We start from the raw sequence: 14,668 nt of genomic DNA, 5'->3' as shown, positions 1-14,668 counted from the left end.
CGCCCTTTAAGGCCTCCAGCGCGACCTTCGCCTTGAACTCCGGCGCATGCTGCTTGCGTTTAGACATCTGTAATCTCCTTGGTGTTGAAGATCAGCAGACTGCATATCGTAGCTTATGTCAGTGTCCGAATTTCGGGGGGTAGCTTAATCTACATCCGGCGACAATCACCGGAGGGATATCTTCGATCTTGTAGAGGGCCGCGATGCGCAGCAGCACCTCCTCGACGATGGGGGATCCCTTCTTGGGCTTGGCCGCGATCAGCTTGCGCCGCCCGTGCGCCCAACAAAAAGCCAGCCGCAGCGGATCGCCACCCGTGCGTTTCGGCGTGGCCAGATGGGTATAGCCGGCATAGGCATCGACCTGGATCGTAACATTGAAGCCGTTGAGGATTTCAGCGGCGTATTCGCCCTTTCGCCCGGGCCGGTAATGGAACACTACGCCGGGCGGCGCGGGGCCGTTCCAGCCACGATCATCGCGCAACACCGCCCAAAGATAGCCGGTTTTGGTTTTCCCCTTGCCCGGGTCCAGCACCGGGGCGGTGGTTTCATCGACGTAGAGCCGCGTGCTGTCGGCCAGCAGTTGCTTGGCCATGTGATCGACCACGGGGGCGATCAGGGCACCGGTCCGGCCCATCCAGTCGGCCAGCACCGAGCGGTCGATCGGCACCCCGTGCCGCGCCATCACCACGGCCTGCCGGTTCAGCGGCATGTGCTCGGAATGCTTGGACACGGCGATCTGCGCCAGCAGAGCCTCGGTCGGCCAACTGCTCTCCAGCAGATGCGCGGGCGCCTTGGCTTGCACCACGCCGGTGCGCCCCTTGGGGCCGGCATATCGGGGCCGGACCGTGACGATGACCTGATAGCGCGCGGGGATGTAATCCAGCCGTTCGCTGCGGTCTTCGCCAATCCGCACCATGTCGCCGCAGCCCCAGGGGCACAGGATGCTATCGGGCTCGACCACGCGCTCGACACGCGGCAGGCTTTCGGGCAGTGCCCGGGCCTTGCGCGGCGCGCGGGGCTTGCGCTTCTCGGGGTCCGGCTCGCTGGCCGCGATCCTGTCCTCGACAGCGGCGATCTGCGCCTGCGTTTCGGCGATGGCGGTTTCCAGATCTTCCAGCGCCAGTTCCAGTTGCGCCGGAGCCAGCTTTTCCGATTTCGGCCCGAACTTCGTGCGCCGGTAATCCTGAACCTGACCTTCCAGCTTCTCAACCAGAGCCTTCAACTCGGTGATGAAGGCCTCTTTTCGGCCACCACCGCCTGTTCGTGCTGGCGCACCGCGCGTTCGACCGAAAGCTCGAACTGAACCGCCGCAAAGGCCTTCACCACCTCGGGCGGCAGGTCAGGAAACTGGCTGAGATCGAGGGGGTGCGACATGCGCCTTCCTACCCGATCCGGGACAGAAAGCCCAATAAAACAACACCAAAATAGACCCGCCGAGTCATCCTGCCGCAGCGGGCGGCAACACCCGCCGCGCCACCACCCGCCGCCAATCCAGACCTTCGAACAGGGCTTCCGCCTGCGCCCGGGACAGCCGCATCGTGCCGTCCTGCACCTTCGGCCAGGCAAAGCTGCCCTGTTCCAGGACCTTGTAGATCAGCACCATCCCGGTCCCATCCCAGACCAGGATCTTCAACCTGTCCCCCCGCTTCGAGCGGAAAACCACCGTTACCCCGGAATATGGGTCGAGCTTCAGCTCGGTCTGCACGATCAGCGCCAGAGCGTTGTGCCCGCACCTGAAGTCGACCGGCTTCGTCGCGATCAGGGTCGGCAGCCGTTGGCCCGCGACAGTCACGATCCACCTCGCAGCGCGCGCACCAGTGCGGCCGCGCGCTCCACCGCGACATCGCAAGGAATGCGCAGCAGCAGATCGGGCCCCACCTCGATCGTCATCATGCCGCTGCCGTTCTGAGAGACCTCGACCACAGCTGATCCTTGCTGATCCACAGGGTCGGGCAGAATGGACAGCGGCACAAAGGCAGGTTCCGTGACCGCAGAGCTTGGGGATGTGGTCAGCACGTCCATCAGGTCGCTCGGCAAAGCAAGCCGACCCTGACGGGCATGCCGACGCCAATCTGACAGGTGATGGGGAAGGATGTCATAGCGCGCCGCCACATCGCAGACCCGTGCACCCGGCTGAAGGCTTTCGGCGACGATCCGCGCCTTCCCCTCAACTGGCCACCACCGCTTGCCCCGCCGACGCGGCTCGACAACCTCGCACCGCCCCCTGAACCCGTTACCACCATCCGCCATGCGCAATCTCCATCTGCTCAAGCAGACCTTCTCGCAGGCGCGGCAGGCGTCAGGAACACATCAATTGAATGGGGCGTGGCCGCCGCTTACCGAATTTCGGGTGTCGGACGTATCCCAAGCCGAGATGCTACCTTGGATTGCAGCATTGGTCGCGGATCTGGTCACGAACAGGGAGGTCAGCATTCGGACGCTGATCGACTGGCAGCACCAGATCGCTGCGCGCATCCGATGGAAAATCCACGCGATCCGTGGCGACGAGAAGACCCGAGCGCACCAGATGGCGCTTTTTGACGATCAGACAAAGCCGACCTGGTCCGACAGTCGGGTGGTCCGGTTCGACGAAATGATCTACCAGGATGTGCCCACGCAACCGACGGGGGCCTTCGGGTTCAAACGTCACCTACTGGGCGCCGAATTCCAATGTGCCTGGAGCCTCGACAGCCTCGATGAGGTCGACGTCTGGGTCCGCAACGTGGCGCGACACCCGGACTCATTTTCCCCTCCACGCGTCGGCCGGAGATTCTACCCGGACTTCGTCGCCAGGCTGCAAGAAGGCCGCATTTTCGTAGTGGAATACAAGTGCGAGCACCTGATCGGCGCGCCAGAGGCGCGTGAGAAGGACGCCATCGGCAGGATCTGGGCCCGCACCACGGACATCGTGTTCCTCATGGTGCGCAAGGTAGCTCACGGTGCGAGATGACAGACCAGATGAGGAATGCAGTTGCGAGGAACTGACAAGATCGTCGGCGCTACTAAGGCCGCAGTTCGCGCGAGCGGATATGAGTCGGCACCCCGTAGAGAGGCGCCGCCAATCCCTGCCCGTCAGTGCGCACCGTATGGCATCAGCCCCACCTGTGCGCGGCCCGAGTGGTTGGCATAGACGGTCTTTTTCCTGAGATAGGATTCCAGCCCGTGCACCCCGTCATCGCCGCCGGGGCCGGAATTGCGGTATCCGGTGTGGAAGCCCTGCAGCGCCTCGGGGCCGATGCGGTTCAGATAGACCTCGCCGAAGTCGATTTCGTGGATCGCGCGCATGATCCGTCGGAAATCGTTGGTGAACAGATAGGCCGAAAGGCCATAGGCGCTGGCATTGGCGATTTTCACCGCATGGTCGAAATCGCGCACCTTCATCAGCGGCACGACGGGACCGAAGACCTCGTACTGCATGATTTCCATGTCGGAATCCTCGACCGACAGCACCGTGGGCGTCAGCCAGTTTCCACCCTCGACCGGCGCGCTGTCGGGGCGGCCGCCCTGCAGCAACACCTCGGCGCCCGCCGTCACTGCCGCCGCGGTCAGGCGTTCGACCTTTTCCAGTTCGGCGACGGAAATCTTGGGGCCGATGTCGGTGGCATCCTCCATCGGATCGCCGACGCGCAGTTTCTTCGCGGCGGCGACGAAGCGGCGGGCGAATTCGTCGTGCACGGCCTCATGCACCAGGATCCGTTCGGCGCAGATGCAGACCTGACCGCAGTTCATGAACCGCGAGGTGACGGCAGCGGCCACCGCGATGTCCAGATCGGCGTCCTCCATCACGATGAAGGGCGCCTTGCCGCCCAGTTCCAGCGAAACGGGCACCAGGTTGTCGGCGGCGGTGCGCATGATCTTCTTGCCCGTGGGCACCGAGCCGGTCATCGTGATCAGGTTCACGTCCGGGTTTGAGGTCAGCGCCGCGCCCACGGTCGCGCCGTCGCCGGTGACGATGTTGACCACGCCGTCGGGCACCCCCGCCTCGGCCATCAGGCGGGCCATGAACAGCGCCGACAGCGGCGTTTCCTCGTGGGGTTTCAGCACGATGGTGTTGCCGGTGATCATCGCGGGTGCCACCTTGCGCGACACCAGCGCGGCGGGATAGTTCCACGGGATGATGCCGACCACGACACCCACCGGCACCCGCTGGATCCAGATCTGTTCGTCGGGCAGGTCCGAGGGCAGGATTTCGCCCTGGATGCGGCGGGCGAATTCGGCGTAATAGCTGAAGAATTCCGCCGCGCCGCCCACTTCGCCGCGGGCCTCGGTGATCGGCTTGCCCTGTTCGCGCACCACCAGCTTCGCCAGCGCATCGGCGTTGTCGCGGATCAGCCCGGCGATGCGCTGCATGATCGCGGCGCGTTCCACCGGGGCCAGGGCGGCCCAGGCCGGTTGCGCCCGTCGGGCGGCGGCGATGGCCTGTTGCACTTGACCGCTGCCCGCTTCGGGGACTTCGGCGATGGTGGAGCCGTCGGTGGGGTTCAGGACGGCGCGCGGCGTGCCTTCGCCGGGCACGAAGGCGCCGTCGATCCACATGCGGCTGAAATCGGTGGTCATCTGCTGTCTCCTTTCAGGTGTGCGTGCTGTCGGGCGCCAGTTGCAGCGCGTAATCGATGGCCTCGATCAGGCTGTTGGAATCGGCGATTCCCTGTCCCGCGATATCGAAGGCGGTGCCGTGATCGACCGAGGTGCGGATGATCGGCAGGCCCAGAGTGACGTTGACGCCGCTCATGCCCGTCCAGCGGCCGGTCTCGCGGTCCACCGCAAAGCCCAGCAGCTTGACCGGGATATGGCCCTGGTCGTGATACATCGCCACGACGGCGTCGTATTGGCCGGCCTTCAGCTTGACGAAGACCGTATCGCCCGGCACCGGGCCGATCACATCGCGCCCGCGCGCCACATAATCGCGCACCAGCGGTTCGGTGACGTCGATGTCATGGCGCCCGAAGATGCCGCCCTCGCCGGCATGGGGGTTCAGCGCGGCAATGGCGATGCGCGGCGCGACGATCCCCATACGGATCAGGGTGTCATGGGTCAGATCCACCACCCGCGAGATCCGTTCGGGCGTGGCGCGCGCGGTCACGTCCTGCAGCGCGCAATGCGTCGACACATGCGACACCCGGAAATCGCCGTGGGCCAGCATCATGACGCTGTCGCGCACCCCGGTCAGATCGGCCAGCATTTCGGTATGGCCGGCGTAATCGTGGCCGGCCAGATGCAGCGCCTCCTTGTTCAGCGGGCCGGTCACGATGCCCGCAATGCACTTTTCCATCGCAAGCCGCGTCGCCAGTTCAACCGCGCGGTAGGCCTGTTCGCCGCCATCGGGTGATACCTTGCCAGGCGCGATGGTGTTTGCAGGCGCCGGGGTGGCCAAGATGGCGGCGCCCGCCATGTCGTCAAGCCCCGCCTCGGTGATGGTATCTGGCACCGGCAGGCCCAGGTCGGCGCCAGTCCGCTGCAGCGTTGCAGCATCGCCCACCAGCAGCAGCGACAGCGCGCCGTCGTCGAGACGCGGTGCAAGGTCGCGCACCGCCTTCAGCGCGATCTCGGGGCCGATGCCGGCCGGATCGCCTATGGTCACCGCAAGGATCGGTCTGGTCACGGGGTACCTCATTTGATGATCAGGATCTTGCTTCGGTCGATGGTCAGGAACACGGCGAAGATCAACACCAGCCCCTTCACGATGCTTTGCAGATAGGGGTCGACGCCGGTCATGTTCATGCCGTTGGACAGGATGGCGATGATCAGCACCCCCAGGATCGTGCCGCGGATCCGCCCGATGCCGCCGGTCAGGGGCGTGCCGCCCACCACCACCGCCGCGATCACGTCCAGCTCCAGCCCCTGCGCCAGTTGCGAGGTCGCCGCCATGGTGCGCGCGCTTTGCAGCAACCCGGCCACCCCGCAGAGCAGCCCGCAGAGGGTGAACACCCCCAGCTTGACCCGCGCCACATAGATGCCGCTGAGCGCGGCGACCCGTTCGCCGCCGCCGATGGCGCGCACCTCGCGCCCGAACACCGTGTGGTTGAAGATAAGCGCGCCGAAGGCGGTGGCGATCAGCGCGATGATGACCGTGTTGGGCACGCCGCCCAGCCGCCCGGCATAGAGGTTCAGGAAGTCGGCGTCGGAAATCGACACCGGCGCGCCCCGGGTGAACAGCAGCACGACACCGCGGAAGATCACCAATGTACCCAGCGTCACGATGAACGACGGCACCCGGCCATAGGCGAACAGCACGCCGTTCACCAGACCGCACAACAGCCCCACGCCCATGGCGGGCAGGATCGCCCAGACGCCCATGGTGTCCGACAGGCTGGCCGCCGCCAGCGCGCTGAGCGCGATCATCGAACCCACCGACAGGTCGATCGAGCCGTTGACGATCACGAAGGTCATCGCCACCGCCGCCACCAGCAGAACGGCGCTTTGCTGCATTACGATCAGCAGGTTGCCGATGGTCACGAACCGGTCCGACAGCAGCCCGAAGATGGCACAGAGCACCACCAGCAGAACCACCGGAAACGCCCGCTGCGCGCGGGTGCGCCAGCTTTTGGCGGGGGCTGGGCGGGCGGCGGGCGCGTCTTTCGGGGTCACATCATCCATTTCACGATCTCTTCTTCGGTCAGTTCGGCGCCGGGGGCGAAGCGGTGGGATATGGCGCCCATGCGGGTGACGATCACGCGGTCCGACAGGCCGATCAGCTCGTGCAGATCCTCGGTGACCATCAGCACGGCCATGCCGTCGTCGGCCAGACGCCGGATCACGCGATAGATCTCGCTGCGCGCGCCCACGTCCACGCCGCGCGTCGGGTTGTTCAGCAGCAGCACCCGGGGCCGCGCCGCCAGACATTTGCCCAGAACGACCTTCTGCATGTTGCCGCCGCTCAGATCGCCGGTGGTCATCTCGACGCTCTGCGCCCGGATGCCCAGCGACGCGACCTGTTCATCGGCGCTTTGGCGCATTGCGCGCCGGTCCGACACGATGCCCATTCGCCGGGGGCGGGTGGCAAGGGTCAGGTTCTCCAGCACGCTGAAATCGGTCACGACGCCCTCGCCGGTGCGGTCGCCGGGCAACGTGGCAATGCCGCGCGCCCAGCCGTCGCGCGGCAGGCGCGGGCGATAGGGTGCGCCGTGGAGCCGGATTTCACCGCCGCTAAGGGGGTCCTGACCGGCCAGCGCGGCGACGATGGCCTCGCCGCCCGATCCCTTCAGTCCGCCGATGCCGAGGATTTCGCCCCGCTTCAGGGTCAGATCCAGCGGACCCGACATCGCGCGGGTGGTGACCCCCGAGGCTTCGATCGCGGGATCGCCGACCGCTGTGGGCCTCGACGCCGGGAACATGCCGCCCGACATGTCGCGCCCGACCATCAGTTCGGTTAACCGTTCCTCGTCCATCCCGTCGGTGTCATAGGCGCCCACCAGCGCGCCGTCCTTCAGCACCACCATACGGTCGGAAATCGCGAACAGCTCGGCCAGATGATGGGACACCATGGCGATGCCCAGCCCCTGCCGCCGGAGTTCGGCGATGACATCCAGCAGGCGCGCCGCCTCATCGCGGTTCAGGAAGGCGGTGCTTTCGTCGAAGAACACATAGCGCGGGTTCAGCGCCAGGGCGCGCGCCACCTCGACCGTCTTGATCTGCCCCAGATCGAGCGAATCGACAGGATCGTCCACGGTGAATTCGGCACCGATCCGGTCAAGGATCGCCTGCGCCGCCGCCTTCAGGGCGCGGCCGTCGAGAATTCCGAAACAGCGGAAATCGCGCAGATGGCCCAACATCACGTTCTCGGCGATGCTGAGGGCCATGTTCACGTTCAATTCCTGAAACACCAGCGCGACACCCGCCGCCTCGGCCTCGCGCTGGCTGCGCGGATCATAGGGGCGGGCGTCGATCGTCACCTCGCCCGCATCGCGGCGGACCACGGCGGCCAGCACCTTCAGCAGCGTGGACTTGCCCGCGCCGTTCTCGCCGACCAGCGCCACGACCTCGCCGGGCGCGACGTCGGCCGAGACATCGGCCAGCGCCTGCGAGCCGCCAAAGCTTTTCGATATGCCGCGCGCCTGCAACACCGCTCACCGCCGTCCGTTCGTCCTGAAGAAAAAAGGGGGCGCCCGGACAAAAGGGGCGCCCCGAACCGGATCAGTCGCTGTATTCCATCTCGAACACGGCGGTTTCGGCATCCGGGTTGTGGGTGCGCGAACGATCCTTGAAGTCATACTCCGGCACGCCGCCGAATTCGGCGCGGAACTGTTCGACCCGGTCCTGGGTCAGCGGCAGCAGATCCAGCTTGACGTTGGCCTGATCTGCCGGGATTTCCTTGCCGTTCAGGTGGTCATACATCAGCACCAGCGCGAAACCGCCCTGCAGCCAGTGACCGCCGATGTCGAACAGCAACTCGCCCTTTTCGACCGCATCGACGTTCTCGGGGTTCAGGTCCATGCCGACGACCATGATATCCTCGCCCGGGGTCTGGCCCGCGGCGGTGATGGCGGCCATCACGCCAGTCGCGGTGCCGCCGTTGGCGGCCCAGACGCCCTGAACCTGCGGATTGCCCTGCCAGAGGCTTTCGAACACCGACTGGGACGTGTCGCGCACGAAGTTGCCGTCGACCTCGCCCACGACCTCGACATCCGGATTGGCGTCCAGCGCATCCTGCAGCCCGGCGCGCCGGTCGATGGCCACCGAGGTGCCGCCGGTGCCGTTGACCACCGCGATGTGCTTCTTGCCGTCCTCGCCCGGTTCCAGGCTGTCGAACAGCGCCTCGGCCATCTGGCGCCCGGCGTCGCGGTCGCTGGGGCCGACGAACGCCAGATAGTTGGGATAATTCGCGTCCTGAGGGTCGAATTCCGCATAGCTGTCGGTCAGGATCACCGGGATGTCGGCATTGCGCGCCATGATCAGCCCCGGCACCGCGGTGGCCCAATAGGGCGTATAGATGATGCCGTCGACGCCCTGCGCGACCAGGTCTTCCAGCGACTTGATCATCTGGTCGGGCTTGTTGTCGGCGTTCAGCACCTTCAGATCGACGCCCAGCTCATCCGCGCCCTTCTTCATGAAATCCACGTAGGAATTCCAGAATTGCGCATCCAGCGTCGGCACGACCACCCCGACGTCATAATCTTCGGCCATTGCCGCCGTCGAGATCATCAGACCCGCGACACCCGCGACGGCACCTTTCAACATGTTTCGCATGACACTCCTCCCTGAAGCATGACCGACAGTTCCAATGCGAATCTGCCTTTCTGGAATAATCTGGCACTTCTTGGCGGCTTATGGAAGAATATTCTTACTTTTGTTTCTGTAATGGTGTTCTTTGGAACTATTGGCAGGATTCGAACCATGGGATACTGGTGATCACGACAGGGAGGCCTTGGATGCTGGCACCGATGCGGCGCGCGCGGATCATCGAACTGGTGCGCAAGGAGGGCGTGGCCACGCTGCGCCAGATGTCGCAGGCGGTGGGCGCGTCGGTGTCCACCCTGCGCCGCGATGTCGACTACCTTTGCGAGGTCGGGCATCTGGAACGCACCCACGGCGGCGCCATGATCAACCTCGACCGCCTGGCCAGTTTCGAGCCGGAGCCAGAGATCGCCACCGAACTGGAGCAGGCCGCGAAACGCGGAATCGGTCTGCACGCGGCGACGTTGATCCGCCCCGGTCAGACCGTCATCTTCGACAGCGGCACCACGACCGCAGCGGCGGCGCGCGCGGCGCGCGACCGGTGCATCGCGTTTACCGCCTTCACCAACGACTTGGATATCGCGCGGTTGCTCTCTGCCAGCGCGGCGATCCAGACGTTCGTTACCGGCGGGCAGGTGCGACACGGGTCGGCCACCATCCTGGGAGCGGACGCGCGCCAGTCGGTCGCCAGATTGCGCGCCGACATCGCCTTTGTGGGCACTCACGCCCTGACCGCCGAAACGCTGTCGGACACCACTATCGAGCTGGCGGAATTCAAGCGATCGCTGCTCAATGCGGCGCAACGGGTGGTGCTTCTGGCCGACAGCAGCAAGATCTTCAGCCGTGCGTTCTGCTCATTCGGCAGTACCGCCGACGTGTCGCAGATCGTCACCGACGACCGCATCACGGCCGCAGCGCTGGACGAACTGCGCGCCAGAGGCATTGTCGTTGGACGTGTCGGACGGATCGAACAATGACCCTCGAGCTCTGCATCGTGGCCGACGATCTGACCGGGGCGCTGGACACCGCGGCACCGTTCGCCACGCCGGATGGTCCGGTGACCGTCGCACTGCCCGGCCGGCCGCTCCCGCGGGTCACGCGCTTGGCGGTCAGTACAGAAAGCCGCGATCTGGACGTCATGGATGCGCGCGTGCGTGTGGCTGCAGCCGGCCGCGGCGCAGCAAGGGGGGATGCTCTGTGGTTCAAGAAGGTCGACAGCGTCCTGCGCGGCCATCCGTTCGACGAGACAGCGCAGATGATGCAAGTGCTGGGGTTCGATCACTGCGTATTCGCGCCCGCCTTTCCCGCCATGGGCAGAATCACGCGACGCGGAATGAACTTGGTGCGGGACGGTGACGGGTGGATGCCGACTGCCGGATGCGACATCGCCGCGGAATTTGCTGGGATCGGCTTGAGCGCCGAACCGAATGCAACCGACCGGGGCGGCGGCGCCCAGGTTATCGTCGTCGATGCCGAAACTGACATCGATCTGTCGCATGCCGTTGTGCGGCACGCGGGCAGCGACGTTCTCTGGGCCGGGTCGCGCGGCCTCGCCGAGGCGCTCGTGGGGGGGGCCACACCTGTCCCGACACCCCGTATCGGGGTTCTGATCGTCGGCACCACCCATCCTGCGACCCGTGCGCAACTCAGGCATTGCCAGGCACATGGGATGGGTCCGACACGGCTGATCGATCCGATTCCGGGCGCCGCGAACGCCACTGCCACACGCGACGCGCTGCGGCGCGCTATGGTGCGATTGGACCCCGGCCTCCTGCAGAACGCGGCACTGTTCGTCGTCGGGGGCGATACCCTGACCGTGGTGATGGACACGCTTGACGTGTTGCATCTTGAATGTCGAGGCGAAATCGGTCCGGGCCTTCCCTACGCGACACTTTACGGTGGTGCGTTAGACGGTTGCGGTCTGATCACCAAATCGGGCGGCTTCGGAGATCGCGATTTGCTGGCAAGATTGCTGATGAATGCCGACTGAGCGCCCGCTCAGTTCGGATCCAGATGCCGATCGAAACGCGCCGAACGTCTGAGCGGTCCCCGGGTTCTGCGCCGCGCGGTTGCCCAGAACGACCAGCCCGCCTCCCAATCTAAAACCCGCAGACTCTCATACTGAACGAGAGACGCAAAAACGGGGGAGGACAATCGCAGAGATGGCGAAGATCCTCGGTGCGTTAGCACACCAGTCGACACAGGACACGATACCTGCGACTGTAGATGGGGCGAGGAGCGACTTCTCCGAGATCTGCATGATTATGCGGTGCCACATCTACTTCGCTTGAAAAAACCGGGGCGATGCCGCCAATACCGCGCCCGAAAATGTGAACGATGCGACAGTTTTCAGACTGACCGTCAATCGGTACTGACTGGGTGGTTACCCTTATTTCAATCGAAGAAACCGAGTTAAATACGGCTGTACTTTTGGTATCAAGATCACCAGCGTAGATGATCTCCTGCCGTAGAACGGGCCAAAATGTGCAGCCTGACCGCAAGCCCCCCGGCGCGACAATTTCCCCCGGGGGGGGGCGGATCCGACGTTCACATCACCCGCTCATAATCTTCATCAGGCTGCGGTGCGCTGCCGCATGATCGAGCACTTCGTTGCGCTTCTCGAGAAAGACCCTGAGCAGGTTCTGCAACTCGATGAGTTCGGCGCCGCGATTAGAATAGACCGGTGTATCCTGAATTTCACCATGCGGGCCAAATTCAACATCGCCCGTCTGCAGAAACCTTTGCTCCCATCCCAGGCGCTCCGATGCGATACTGCGTTCGAGAATTCCCCTGACGGCATCAAAGCCGCCGTCGCCTGCCTCATCGAAAGGCTGGCGTTCTTTCAGTATTGCGAGGCAACGCGACACGAAGGCGACTTCTTTGGCAACCCGATGGCTCCACACGCCGTCCGGATCGAAACCGCCCAATCGCTGCACGTCCCGCGAACCAGTTCGCGCATCCGACCAGGCTTCAGATCTTTCGCCGGATGACATCCTGCAACATCTCGCGGTCCAGCGTCAGGTCGGCAACGATCTTCTTCAGCCGACCATTCTCGTCCTCGAGCTGCTTCAACCATCTCGGTCGGCAACAAGCCGGCATACTTTTTCTTCCAGTTGAAGTAGGTTGCTTGGCTGATGCCTACCTTGCGGCAGATCTCGGCAAACGGCGTGCCCTCTTCGCCCTGCTTGATGATGAACGCCTTTTGCGCGTCCGAAAACTTCGATGCCTTCATGTGAGTCCGCTCCTCTCCCAGCCGGGAAATCTTAACGGAAAACTCCAGCTTCAAGTGGTCCAATTTGCTGAAATCAGATCAAGCCGGCTTCAGAATAAGCCCGAACGGGCAGTCCCGTCCTCAGGCCTTGTCGCACTCGGGCTCATGCGCTCCGGTTCATTCCATGTCAGGATAAAGCCGTGCGGCAAATGCCTACGGATCGGTTTTCCGAAGTCGAACGGCATCGTCGGACAGCGTCAGCACCCAATCGCCGTGCCGCAGCGTGCCAGGTTCGCCGTTGAGCATGCAGCGAGTTGCACTGCAGATCTCAGCCCAAAACAAGATCTGCGTGACACAGGCGCGGGCATTTCTGCTACCTGTGCGTTCGGCATACAATCGAAGAGTTCCGAATTTCTCTTTCGTTTGCAGGATATTGATCGCAACGGGGCGATCCTCGGGTCGCGTCATGAGGGCCGAAAGACCGGAAATGGCACGCTCCATCAGCGGCACCCATCCGTTCGGAATATGGCGGATCGACTCGGAGCCCAGAATTCCCGCGCCGTCTGCCAGGCTGGTCATTGCTTCGACACGTCGTTGATACTCCATGCCAGAGCGCGGCGCGCTTCCCGTCGGCGCGGGAAAGACCGGACTCATGTTCACCGAAACCATGCTCCACTTTCCGGGCCATTCTGAGAGGGCGGCCCTGGCGAGATCGTGCAGGTGTGGATCCGCTTCCCTCGCCGTCGAGACTTCGCAGAACGTCAGCTCGCGCCCACTCGTCGGCAGCCTGCCAAAGGTAGATTGGCTGCTTGGAGATCGCGGCTACGACGCCGACTGGTTCAGAGAAGCGCTGAAAGACAAGGGCATACGTGCCTGCATCCCTGGACGAAAACAGCGCAAGAAGCCTGTCCGATATGACAAGCGTCGGTACAAACGCCGCAACCGGATCGAGATCATGTTCGGCAGATTGAAGGACTGGCGACGGGTGGCAACCCGATACGACCGCTGTCCGAAGGTCTTTCTGTCGACCATCGCTCTCGCAGCACTTGTCATCTGTTGGCTATGAGTCCTGACCCTAAAAATACTGATCGCTATTCAGGCGCCTTGATAGATTCAACCTCGACCCGTGCACATACGTGTTGGCTCAGTTGGATGCGTCCTTCACAAATGCGAGGTCACGCGTTGTGGACAAAGAACTTCCTTCGTGGATGGTATCTGATAGGATGTCCTGGTGCGGGGAGGCCATCTATGCATGACGATCCTGAGAAGAGTGCAAAGCCACGCTTTGCCACGGGGCGTGAGATGCACAAGCGTCTGGCGCGTACCGGGCCGCCACTTGATGTGACAATTCAGGGTCTTCCGCGTCGGCGACAAGCTCGACTGTCCTTGGATCTTCAATCGACATGTTCCGAGCAGCGCCCTGATGACTGAAAGTCTGACACGTGATCCTCTGGTGCATAAATCGCGTTCATTTGTGAGCGTAAAAACAAGGATTGCTTCATCCAGACAGGTGTCTGCGAGATGACGAAAAAATATGTGCACAGTTGGCGAAAAATCTTGCGCGCAAACTCGACGCCAACACATTGATTTCTCGTGCGGCCAAACGAAAAAATACGCGCACCCCTACAGGAGGCAGCGGCGCGCTTGTTGTCGGGTGGGGACTGACGGCGTGAATCGTTCGGGGTGCGGTATCCCCCCCGTGTCGCACCTGACCAAGGTGATGGGAGAGACGGATGTTTTTTGATGGGCCGTATATCGATGCTCTTGCCCGGGGCGCGCTGCTCAGCGTGATCGGCCTTTTCTGGATCATCCTGCTGGTCCGCGTCGTCGGGTTGAGGTCGTTCTCGAAGATGACCAACTTCGACTTCGTGATGACGGTGGCGATGGGATCGCTTCTTGCCGGTGCGTCGCAATCACAGCAGTGGACGGGGTTTTTGCAGACCCTGACGTCGATGGCGTGCCTGTTTGCCGTGCAATATACCGTTTCCCGCCTGCGGCGCTGGTCGCCCCGGCTGGACGAGCTGGTTCAGAATACCCCGGTTCTGCTGATGAAGGATGGGGTGATCCTGCACGACGCTTTGCGCGCGACCCGGGTGGCCGAAGAAGACCTGATCGCGAAACTGCGCGAAGCGAACGCCCTTGAATTGTCGTCGGTGCGTGCCGTGGTGCTGGAAACGACGGGCAACATCTCGGTGCTGCATGGCGAACAGGTTGATGAAAAGCTGTTCATGGGTGTCACCCCGGCCTGACCCCTGCGGCGCGCGGCCGGATAACCGGCGTCGG

General features: G+C 63.6%; 13 protein-coding genes and 4 pseudogenes. 5 read left to right on the top strand and 12 right to left on the bottom strand.

Going from position 1 to position 14,668, the window contains the following annotated elements:
• Nucleotides 1-178: 178 nt before the first annotated feature.
• The 4 genes and pseudogenes from tnpC to CFP68_RS18500 all read right to left on the bottom strand — a co-directional run.
• Nucleotides 179-1,374, bottom strand: a pseudogene (tnpC, locus tag CFP68_RS15575) (IS66 family transposase); the annotation flags it as partial.
• 64 nt (nt 1,375-1,438) lie between these two features.
• Nucleotides 1,439-1,792: an IS66 family insertion sequence element accessory protein TnpB gene (gene tnpB / locus CFP68_RS15570; RefSeq protein ID WP_099827845.1), complete on the bottom strand. Its 354-nt coding sequence runs from the start codon at nt 1,790-1,792 to the stop codon at nt 1,439-1,441.
• Nucleotides 1,789-2,022 (bottom strand): hypothetical protein, encoded by a 234-nt coding sequence (locus CFP68_RS18505; RefSeq protein ID WP_241524120.1) that lies wholly within the window; start codon nt 2,020-2,022, stop codon nt 1,789-1,791. Before CFP68_RS18505 ends, tnpB begins: the two co-directional genes overlap by 4 nt.
• Nucleotides 2,023-2,037: 15 nt before the next feature.
• Nucleotides 2,038-2,250: pseudogene (locus CFP68_RS18500) on the bottom strand (transposase); the annotation flags it as partial.
• Here CFP68_RS18500 and CFP68_RS15560 point away from each other — a divergent pair.
• Nucleotides 2,249-2,950 (top strand): hypothetical protein, encoded by a 702-nt coding sequence (locus tag CFP68_RS15560; protein ID WP_099827843.1) that lies wholly within the window; start codon nt 2,249-2,251, stop codon nt 2,948-2,950. The pseudogene CFP68_RS18500 and the gene CFP68_RS15560 overlap by 2 nt on opposite strands.
• A 122-nt stretch (nt 2,951-3,072) precedes the next feature.
• On the opposite strand, the gene aldA is transcribed toward CFP68_RS15560, so the two are convergent.
• From aldA to CFP68_RS15535, 5 genes are all read right to left on the bottom strand, one after another.
• Nucleotides 3,073-4,557, bottom strand: a complete 1,485-nt coding sequence (gene aldA / locus CFP68_RS15555; RefSeq protein WP_099827842.1) for an aldehyde dehydrogenase — start codon at nt 4,555-4,557, stop codon at nt 3,073-3,075.
• A gap of 13 nt (nt 4,558-4,570) precedes the next feature.
• Complete coding sequence (pdxA, locus tag CFP68_RS15550; protein WP_099827841.1) at nt 4,571-5,602, bottom strand: 4-hydroxythreonine-4-phosphate dehydrogenase PdxA; 1,032 nt, start codon at nt 5,600-5,602, stop codon at nt 4,571-4,573.
• 8 nt (nt 5,603-5,610) lie between these two features.
• Entirely contained in the window at nt 5,611-6,597 is a 987-nt protein-coding gene (locus tag CFP68_RS15545) for an ABC transporter permease (protein ID WP_158234187.1), read from the bottom strand.
• Nucleotides 6,585-8,063 carry a sugar ABC transporter ATP-binding protein gene (locus CFP68_RS15540; protein ID WP_099827839.1) on the bottom strand — a complete coding sequence of 493 codons (1,479 nt, stop codon included), beginning with the start codon at nt 8,061-8,063 and terminating at the stop codon, nt 6,585-6,587. Before CFP68_RS15540 ends, CFP68_RS15545 begins: the two co-directional genes overlap by 13 nt.
• 70 nt (nt 8,064-8,133) lie before the next feature.
• The gene (locus CFP68_RS15535; RefSeq protein WP_099827838.1) at nt 8,134-9,186 is read right to left on the bottom strand and encodes an ABC transporter substrate-binding protein; all 1,053 of its coding nucleotides are present in this window, start codon (nt 9,184-9,186) and stop codon (nt 8,134-8,136) included.
• A gap of 182 nt (nt 9,187-9,368) precedes the next feature.
• Here CFP68_RS15535 and CFP68_RS15530 point away from each other — a divergent pair, with 182 nt between their 5' ends.
• Both CFP68_RS15530 and CFP68_RS15525 read left to right on the top strand, forming a co-directional pair.
• Nucleotides 9,369-10,151: a DeoR/GlpR family DNA-binding transcription regulator gene (locus CFP68_RS15530; RefSeq protein WP_158234186.1), complete on the top strand. Its 783-nt coding sequence runs from the start codon at nt 9,369-9,371 to the stop codon at nt 10,149-10,151.
• On the top strand, nt 10,148-11,164 hold the full coding sequence (locus tag CFP68_RS15525) for a four-carbon acid sugar kinase family protein (RefSeq protein WP_099827836.1): 1,017 nt from the start codon (nt 10,148-10,150) through the stop codon (nt 11,162-11,164). The genes CFP68_RS15530 and CFP68_RS15525 overlap by 4 nt, the downstream gene beginning before the upstream one ends.
• A 562-nt stretch (nt 11,165-11,726) precedes the next feature.
• Here CFP68_RS15525 and CFP68_RS15520 read toward each other — a convergent pair.
• The 3 genes and pseudogenes from CFP68_RS15520 to CFP68_RS15510 all read right to left on the bottom strand — a co-directional run bounded on the left by CFP68_RS15520 (nt 11,727) and on the right by CFP68_RS15510 (nt 13,054).
• Nucleotides 11,727-12,101, bottom strand: a complete 375-nt coding sequence (locus tag CFP68_RS15520) for a hypothetical protein (protein WP_169961480.1) — start codon at nt 12,099-12,101, stop codon at nt 11,727-11,729.
• Nucleotides 12,047-12,406 (bottom strand): annotated as a pseudogene (locus CFP68_RS15515) (transposase); the annotation flags it as partial. The pseudogene CFP68_RS15515 and the gene CFP68_RS15520, both read right to left, overlap by 55 nt.
• Before the next feature lie 192 nt (nt 12,407-12,598).
• Nucleotides 12,599-13,054, bottom strand: a complete 456-nt coding sequence (locus CFP68_RS15510) for a hypothetical protein (protein ID WP_145953463.1) — start codon at nt 13,052-13,054, stop codon at nt 12,599-12,601.
• 106 nt (nt 13,055-13,160) lie between these two features.
• Between CFP68_RS15510 and CFP68_RS15505 the strand changes: the two are divergent.
• Nucleotides 13,161-13,451: pseudogene (locus CFP68_RS15505) on the top strand (transposase); the annotation flags it as partial.
• Between the two features lie 667 nt (nt 13,452-14,118).
• Entirely contained in the window at nt 14,119-14,634 is a 516-nt protein-coding gene (locus CFP68_RS15500; protein ID WP_099827833.1) for a DUF421 domain-containing protein, read from the top strand.
• The last annotated feature ends 34 nt before the right edge of the window (nt 14,635-14,668 follow it).

The sequence above is a fragment of the Oceaniglobus indicus genome, assembly GCF_002751875.1.
GTDB classification, from domain to species: domain Bacteria; phylum Pseudomonadota; class Alphaproteobacteria; order Rhodobacterales; family Rhodobacteraceae; genus Oceaniglobus; species Oceaniglobus indicus.
The sequence above is the reverse complement of the archived record's forward strand: the minus strand, read 5'-3'. Positions and strand labels throughout refer to the sequence as shown.

Coding starts and splice junctions, on each gene's coding strand:
- CFP68_RS15530 (WP_158234186.1), top strand. CDS start 9,369: ATGCTGGCACCGATGCGGCGCGCGCGGATCATCGAACTGGTGCGCAAG.
- aldA (WP_099827842.1), bottom strand. CDS start 4,557: ATGACCACCGATTTCAGCCGCATGTGGATCGACGGCGCCTTCGTGCCC.
- CFP68_RS15535 (WP_099827838.1), bottom strand. CDS start 9,186: ATGCGAAACATGTTGAAAGGTGCCGTCGCGGGTGTCGCGGGTCTGATG.
- CFP68_RS15525 (WP_099827836.1), top strand. CDS start 10,148: ATGACCCTCGAGCTCTGCATCGTGGCCGACGATCTGACCGGGGCGCTG.
- CFP68_RS15510 (WP_145953463.1), bottom strand. CDS start 13,054: ATGGTTTCGGTGAACATGAGTCCGGTCTTTCCCGCGCCGACGGGAAGC.
- CFP68_RS15500 (WP_099827833.1), top strand. CDS start 14,119: ATGTTTTTTGATGGGCCGTATATCGATGCTCTTGCCCGGGGCGCGCTG.
- CFP68_RS15545 (WP_158234187.1), bottom strand. CDS start 6,597: ATGGATGATGTGACCCCGAAAGACGCGCCCGCCGCCCGCCCAGCCCCC.
- CFP68_RS15560 (WP_099827843.1), top strand. CDS start 2,249: ATGCGCAATCTCCATCTGCTCAAGCAGACCTTCTCGCAGGCGCGGCAG.
- CFP68_RS18505 (WP_241524120.1), bottom strand. CDS start 2,022: ATGGACGTGCTGACCACATCCCCAAGCTCTGCGGTCACGGAACCTGCC.